This is a genomic window from Acidocella sp. (assembly GCF_052326845.1).
In the GTDB taxonomy this organism is placed as follows: Bacteria; Pseudomonadota; Alphaproteobacteria; order Acetobacterales; family Acetobacteraceae; genus Acidocella.
On sequence record NZ_JBKQJR010000197.1, the window covers coordinates 1 to 6,424 of the forward strand.

6 protein-coding genes are annotated in these 6,424 nt (G+C 66.5%); 3 read left to right on the top strand and 3 right to left on the bottom strand.

All coding sequences use genetic code 11. The annotated features are described in order from the left end of the window. Positions 1–300, top strand: a 300-nt coding sequence (gene bioD / locus ACLPJJ_RS13270; protein WP_443591470.1) for an ATP-dependent dethiobiotin synthetase BioD, incomplete at its 5' end; no start/stop codon positions are given. Here the strand turns inward: bioD and msrA are convergent. The 3 genes from msrA to ACLPJJ_RS13285 all read right to left on the bottom strand — a co-directional run bounded on the left by msrA (position 297) and on the right by ACLPJJ_RS13285 (position 4,872). Next, entirely contained in the window at positions 297–992 is a 696-nt protein-coding gene (gene msrA, locus ACLPJJ_RS13275; protein WP_443591471.1) for a peptide-methionine (S)-S-oxide reductase MsrA, read from the bottom strand. The two genes, bioD and msrA, sit on opposite strands and share 4 nt — an antisense overlap. A gap of 120 nt (positions 993–1,112) precedes the next feature. Beyond that, positions 1,113–3,554, bottom strand: coding sequence for a DNA topoisomerase (ATP-hydrolyzing) subunit B (gyrB, locus tag ACLPJJ_RS13280; RefSeq protein WP_443591472.1), 2,442 nt, complete (start codon positions 3,552–3,554; stop codon positions 1,113–1,115). Between the two features lie 85 nt (positions 3,555–3,639). Continuing rightward, positions 3,640–4,872 (bottom strand): AAA family ATPase, encoded by a 1,233-nt coding sequence (locus tag ACLPJJ_RS13285; RefSeq protein WP_443591473.1) that lies wholly within the window; start codon positions 4,870–4,872, stop codon positions 3,640–3,642. A 190-nt stretch (positions 4,873–5,062) separates the two neighbouring features. Between ACLPJJ_RS13285 and truB the strand changes: the two genes are divergently transcribed. Together truB and rpsO are read left to right on the top strand one after the other, a co-directional pair. Beyond that, positions 5,063–5,986, top strand: coding sequence for a tRNA pseudouridine(55) synthase TruB (gene truB / locus ACLPJJ_RS13290; RefSeq protein WP_443591474.1), 924 nt, complete (start codon positions 5,063–5,065; stop codon positions 5,984–5,986). A gap of 24 nt (positions 5,987–6,010) precedes the next feature. After that, positions 6,011–6,280 (top strand): 30S ribosomal protein S15, encoded by a 270-nt coding sequence (gene rpsO, locus ACLPJJ_RS13295; protein WP_443591475.1) that lies wholly within the window; start codon positions 6,011–6,013, stop codon positions 6,278–6,280. Positions 6,281–6,424: the final 144 nt, after the last annotated feature.

Sequence of the window (6,424 nt, forward strand, 5' to 3'; positions counted from 1 at the left end):
GCTGCCGTGCCGCTGGACGACAATCACCTGATCATCGACCTCATCGTGGCGCTGAAGACTCCGGTCATCCTGGTCGCGGGCACCTATCTCGGCAGCATCAGCCACACCATCACCACCGGGGCATTCCTGGCCGCGCATGGTGTGCGCGTCACCGCCGTGGTGCTGAGCGAGAGCCTCGAATCGCCCGTGCTGCCGGAGGAAGCAGCGGCCACGCTGGAGCGCTTCGTCTCCTGCCCCATCCACATCATCCCGCGGGATTTCGACGACGGCTCCTTCCGCAAGCTGGCCGCCAAACTTTAGGGCTGGGGCAGCGCCCGCACGGCTGCGGCGCGATACTCAGCCGGGAAGGCGATCTCCAGGGCGTGCAGCTTGGGGATGTCGTTGACCACGATATACGGGTAGTCCGGGTGGTTCTCCAGGAAGTCCTGGTGATACGACTCGGCCCGGTAGAACGGCATGGCGGGGTCCACCCGTGTCACGATCGGCGCCGGGAAACTGTGCGCGGCGGTGAGCTGGGCGATATAGGCGGTGGCTACGTGCTGCTGCGCCGGGCTGGCGTACCAGATCTCGCCCCGGTACTGCGTGCCCGTATCCGGCCCCTGGAAGTTCAGCTCCGTCGGGTCGGTTGCGACGGCGAAGTAAATTTGCAGAATGCGGCCATAGGAAACCGCGCGCGGATCGAAGATAATCTGCACGGATTCGGCATGGCCGGTGGTGCCGGTGCTCACCGTCTCGTAATTGGCGGTATCGGCCGTGCCCCCAGTGTAACCGGCATACACATGCACCACGCCCTTCACATGCTCATACACCCCCTGCATGCCCCAGAAGCAGCCGCCCGAGAGGATCGCGGTTTCGCTGACAACGGCCTCGGGCGGATCATAGGCCGGGGGCGGGACCTGGGCCCGGGCGAATCCGCCTGCCAACAGGGCGGCGATGCCGCCGAACAGCCAGGCGGCGTTACAAAAAAGGGAGCGCGATGCGCGGACGGCCATGGTTCACCTCGGCTTTCGAGGTAAAGCTAGGCACGCCCCAGCTTGGCGCCAATACCCGGGCGGGCATGGTTTTCATGCCGCGCCGGCATTGCCGCCAGAGTAGAATTTACAGACAGTCTCTCAGGTGTCGAGATTCGCCACTTTCAGCGCGTTGGTCACGATGAAATCGCGCCGGGGCTCGACGATGTCGCCCATCAGCGTCGCGAAGATCTGGTCCGTGTCCTCGGCGTCCGCAATCTTCACCTGGAGCAGGCGGCGGGCGGAGGGGTCCAGCGTGGTGGCCCAGAGTTCCTCCGGGTTCATCTCGCCCAGCCCTTTGAAGCGGCTGATGGTGAGGCCCTTGCGGCCATAGGCCAGCAGCGCCTCCCACATCCCGGCCGGGCCGTGCACCAGCTTTGCCGGGCCGTCGATGGCCAGTGTCGCCTCGGCGCCAAACAGCTCCGCCAGGCGCGGCGCGCGCTCGGCCAGATAGCGCGCCTCGGCGGTGCGCAGCGTGGCAGCGTCCAGATGGTAGCGCTCGGCCACGCCGCGCACGGTACGGCCGAGGGTGATGCCGGACGCATCGGAGGTGACGACCCAGCCCCGCTCGGTGGGGTGGGAGAGCGCGTTCAGCCGCGCCACCAGCGCCGCATCCTTGGCGGCATCGCCCAGCGCCGCCGGGGCGAACAGCCCGGCAATGGCGATCTGCTCCAGATAGGCCAGCGGCAGCAGGTTGCTCAGCGCCTTCAACCGGTGCACCATCTGGCCGATCCAGGACGTCTCGGCCCGCAGCTCATCGCCAGCCAAGGTGATAGAGCCGCTGGTGAGGGTGGTTTCACCCATGGCGCGGTCCAGCAGGAAGGCTTCCAGCGCGTCGTCATCCTTGAGGTAGCGCTGGTCGTTGCCGCGCTTGGCCCGGTAGAGCGGCGGCTGGGCGATGTAGAGATAGCCCTTCTCGACCAGTGTCGGCATCTGCCGGTAGAAGAAGGTGAGCAGCAGCGTGCGGATATGCGAGCCGTCCACGTCGGCGTCGGTCATGATGACGATGCGGTGGTAGCGCAGCTTGCTTTCGTCGAACCCGCCCTGCTCCGGCTCGCCCCGGCCGATGCCAGCCCCCAGCGCGGTGATCAGCGTGCCGATTTCGGCCGAGCCCAGCATCTTGTCGAACCGCGCGCGCTCCACGTTCAGGATCTTGCCCTTGAGCGGCAGGATGGCCTGGAACTTGCGGTCGCGCCCCTGTTTCGCGGAGCCACCTGCGGAGTCACCCTCCACCAGGAAGAGTTCGGACTTGGCCGGGTCGCGTTCCTGGCAATCCGCCAGCTTGCCGGGCAGCGAGGAGATGTCCAGCACACCCTTGCGGCGGGTCAGCTCGCGCGCCTTGCGGGCGGCTTCGCGGGCGGCGGCGGCGTCCATCACCTTCTGCACGATGCCCTTGGCTTCCTTGGGGTGCGTCTCGAACCAGTGGGAGAGCGCATCGGCCACGGCGGCCTGCACCACCGGCTGCACCTCGGAGGAGATCAGCTTATCCTTGGTCTGGGAGGAGAATTTCGGGTCCGGCACCTTCACCGAGAGCACGGCGGTCATGCCCTCGCGCATATCCTCGCCGGAGAATTCCATATTCTCCTTCTTGCTCATGCCCTGGGCATATTTGCTCACCACGCGGGTCAGCGCCGCGCGGAACCCGGCCAGATGCGTGCCGCCGTCGCGCTGGGTGATGTTGTTGGTGAAGCAGAGCATGGTCTCGTGGTAGGAATCGTTCCAGGAGAGCGCGAACTCCACCTTGATGCCCGCCTCCTTGGCCTCGGAGATGGCGGTGATGGGCGCAGGCAGTACCGGGGTTTTTGCGCGGTCGAGCCAGGCGCAGAATTCCTTCACCCCGCCCTCGTAGTGGAACTTGGCTTCCTGCACCGGCTCGTGCCGCTCATCGCGCAGGATGATGGCGAGGCCGGAGTTGAGGAAGGCCAGCTCGCGCAGGCGGCGCTCGAAGATGGCGTAGTCGAACTCCGTGTGCGTGAAGGTGGCGGCGGAAGGCTTGAAGGTGACTTCCGTGCCGTTCAGATGGTCGGTGGACCCCACCAGCTTCAGCGGCGCCACGGTGTTGCCGTGCTCGAAGCGGATGAAGTGCTCCTCGCCATTGCGCCAGATGCGCACTTCCATCCATTCGGAGAGGGCGTTGACCACCGCCGCGCCCACGCCATGCAGGCCGCCGGAGACCTTATACGAGTTCTGGTTGAACTTGCCGCCCGCGTGCAGCTTGGTCAGCACCACCTCGGCGGCGGAGATGCCCTCCTCCGCGTGGATATCGGTGGGGATGCCGCGGCCATTGTCGCGGATGGTCATCGAGCCGTCGCCGTTCAGCACCGCCTCGACCCGGTCGGCGAAGCCCGCCTGGGCCTCGTCCACCGCGTTGTCGATGATCTCGAAGCCCATATGGTGCAGGCCCGAGCCGTCATCGGTATCGCCGATATACATGCCGGGGCGCTTGCGCACGGCATCCAGCCCCTTGAGCACGCTGATCGACGCGGCGTCATACGCGTCATCTTGCGCGGGGGATTGAGGGATCGGCGGCGTCGATTCGGACATTCGCGGCAGGGCTCCAGACTCGTCAAAACAAGCCCTGGTTATAGCTGATTTTCGCGGCAATTCCTAATCCGGCGCCGCAAGCCGTCTATTCCCCCCGTTCCGGCGGCAGGCCAACCCCCAGCGCCGCGGCCAGAGCCACGATTCCGGCCCGGAACGGCCCGCGCAAGGCCGCCGCCAGGGTGCCGAGCTGCGTGGTTCGCGGCACGATCCGCGGCAGGTCGGGGATCACCGCATCAAAGCGTAGCCCCATGCTCTGCTCCATGTAGGTCTGCGCCAGCCCGCCCGGCGCGCCTGCCCGGTTGAGCACCAGCAGCGACGGGCAACCGCCACCCGGCAGGCTGGTCAGCCGCTCCAGGTTGCGGATGGAGATCATGCTCGGGTCCATGACGATGACACGCTCCTGCGCGTTGAGCAGCAGGTCCCGGGCGAAGGGTTCCAGCCGCGCCCCGGCATCGGCCACGGCGAAATTATAGCGCGAGCGGACGGTCCGGATGAACATCAGCGCGCTCTCATGGCGGTACTTAACGTCCTGATCCAGCGGTTCCACCCCGGCCAGCACGTGCAGCCGGGCGGCCGCGCCGTGCATGCAGCGCTCGATCAGCAGCTTGTCCACGCGCTCCGGTTTTTCCAGCACCGCGCTCAGCCCCTTGGCCTGGGGCAGGTCCAGATGTAGCCCCACCGTGCCGGTGTTCAGCATGCCGTCCAGCAGCGTGGTGTGGCGGTGCAGCTCTGTGGCGATGTACCAGGCGAGATTGGTGGCCAGTGTCGTGGTCCCCACCCCGCCGCGCGCGCCAGCCACCGCCACCAGCCGCCCTCCGCGCGCCGGGCCCGGCACCTCGGGCTGTGCTGCGACGAAAGGCAGGAGGTCGCGCAGCACCGCCTCCCTTGAGAGCGGCTTGCACAGATATTCGCGGATACCCATGCCCTTGGTCACGGTGCGGTAGAAACTGATGTTTTGAATTTCGCCGATGGCCAGCACCACCGTGCCCTCATGCACCACCTCGGCCAGCTCCAGCATGGCATTCACCGGCTGGTCCTCGCCGGAGAGGTCCACCAGCACCACCTCCGGCGTGGTCATCGCCCCCAGAATTCTCAGGCTGGCCTGGAAATCGGCGACATGCACCAGGTTGCCGCCGGGGATGCGCCCGGCCAGGCATTCCTGCAGCAGCGCGGCACTCGCCTCGTCCCGGACGAAGCCGATGAATTTCTCCCTTGGCGGCGGCACGGCGCGCGGCAAGGGTGGCAGGGCGAAGGCGTGGCTTCCCCTTGGCGCCTGGGCAAGGAGGGGCATCGTGAGGGTGTGGCTGTCATCGGGCATTGGCGGGAATCCGTGGGCTGGAACGGGCTGGAGGACATCGCCGGAGTTTTTCCAGACAGCCTGATCTGCGCAGACAAAGGTTGATTCGCCGTTAATGGCTCGCTGCCCAGGGCAGATATTCCTCTTCCCTTCTTTTCCCGCGGCGCGGCTTGGCCTATCAGCGCCGCTTCACTCAGGACTTAGGACACGCATGGCTCGGCAGAAGAAAGGCCGCAAACTCGACGGCTGGATCATCCTCGACAAACCGCAAGGGATCACCAGCACGCAGGCGCTCAACAAGGTTAAACGAGCGCTGGATGCGCAAAAGGCCGGCCATGGCGGCACGCTGGACCCGCTGGCCACGGGCATTCTGCCGATCGCGCTGGGGGCCGCGACCAAGACCGTGCCTTACGTGATGGACAGCACGAAGATCTACCACTTCACCATCCGCTTCGGCGAGGCGCGGGATACCGACGACGCCGAGGGCGCGGTGGTCGCCACCTCGGATGCCCGCCCGACGGACGATGAGATCCGCGCCGCCTTGCCGCAGTTTATCGGCAACATCATGCAGGTGCCGCCAGCCTTCTCGGCGCTGAAGGTGGATGGCGAGCGCGCCTACGACCTCGCCCGCGCCGGTGCCCCGCCGGAACTGCCGCCCCGCCCGGCGCAGGTGGACCGTTTCGAGCTGATCGGCCGGCCGGATGCCGACCATGCGGAGTTCGAGGTGCAGTCCGGCAAGGGGGTGTATATGCGCGCTTTGGCGCGGGACGTGTCGCGCGCCTGCGGCACCGTGGGGCACATCGCCGTGCTGCGCCGCCTGCGCGTGGGCCCATTCCTGGAAAAAATGGCGGTTCCGCTGGACAAATTCCTCGATCCGGCGCATACGCCCGCGTCTCTTGCTGAAACGATACTGCCGCTCTCGACCGCGCTGGACGACATCCCGGCCCTGGCCCTGAACGCAGCAGAGTTTCATGCCCTTTCCCAGGGCCAGGCGATCAGCCTGGTGGACCTGATGGGGCGGATTCCGGACGCCGCCAACCCCGACGAGGGGCTGGTGCGCATTACGGCAGCGGGGCGCGTCACGGCTCTGGCCCGACTCTCCGATGGGTGGCTGAAGCCGGAACGCTTGTTTTAACGTCTAGTTGTAAGGGATATCCCGATGTCGATTACTCCTGAGCGCCGCACCACGCTCATCGCCGAATACGCCACCGCCGCCAATGACACCGGCAGCCCGGAAGTGCAGGTCGCCCTGCTCTCCGAGCGCATTTCCAACCTCACCGAGCACCTGAAGACCCACGCGAAGGACTTCCACTCCCGCCGCGGCCTGCTCGTGCTGGTCGGCCAGCGCCGCTCGCTGCTGGACTACCTGAAGCGCAAGAGCGTGAAGCGCTACCAGGACCTCATCGGCCGCCTGAACCTGCGCCGCTGATTTTCCGGGGCCCAGCCCCAATCGGCATAGGGGGCGATCATCACTGATCGCTCCCCTGCCACACCACCCGGCATGCGGGTCCGCACCGGGCGGTTCGAGAGATTGAGGTTAGGCGAGTCTGGGCATTCCTAGCTGGTCTGCCCA

Excerpts from the sequence above, each read along its gene's own strand:
- msrA (WP_443591471.1), bottom strand. The coding sequence starts at position 992 with ATGGCCGTCCGCGCATCGCGCTCCCTTTTTTGTAACGCCGCCTGGCTG.
- gyrB (WP_443591472.1), bottom strand. The coding sequence starts at position 3,554 with ATGTCCGAATCGACGCCGCCGATCCCTCAATCCCCCGCGCAAGATGAC.
- ACLPJJ_RS13285 (WP_443591473.1), bottom strand. The coding sequence starts at position 4,872 with ATGCCCGATGACAGCCACACCCTCACGATGCCCCTCCTTGCCCAGGCG.
- truB (WP_443591474.1), top strand. The coding sequence starts at position 5,063 with ATGGCTCGGCAGAAGAAAGGCCGCAAACTCGACGGCTGGATCATCCTC.
- rpsO (WP_443591475.1), top strand. The coding sequence starts at position 6,011 with ATGTCGATTACTCCTGAGCGCCGCACCACGCTCATCGCCGAATACGCC.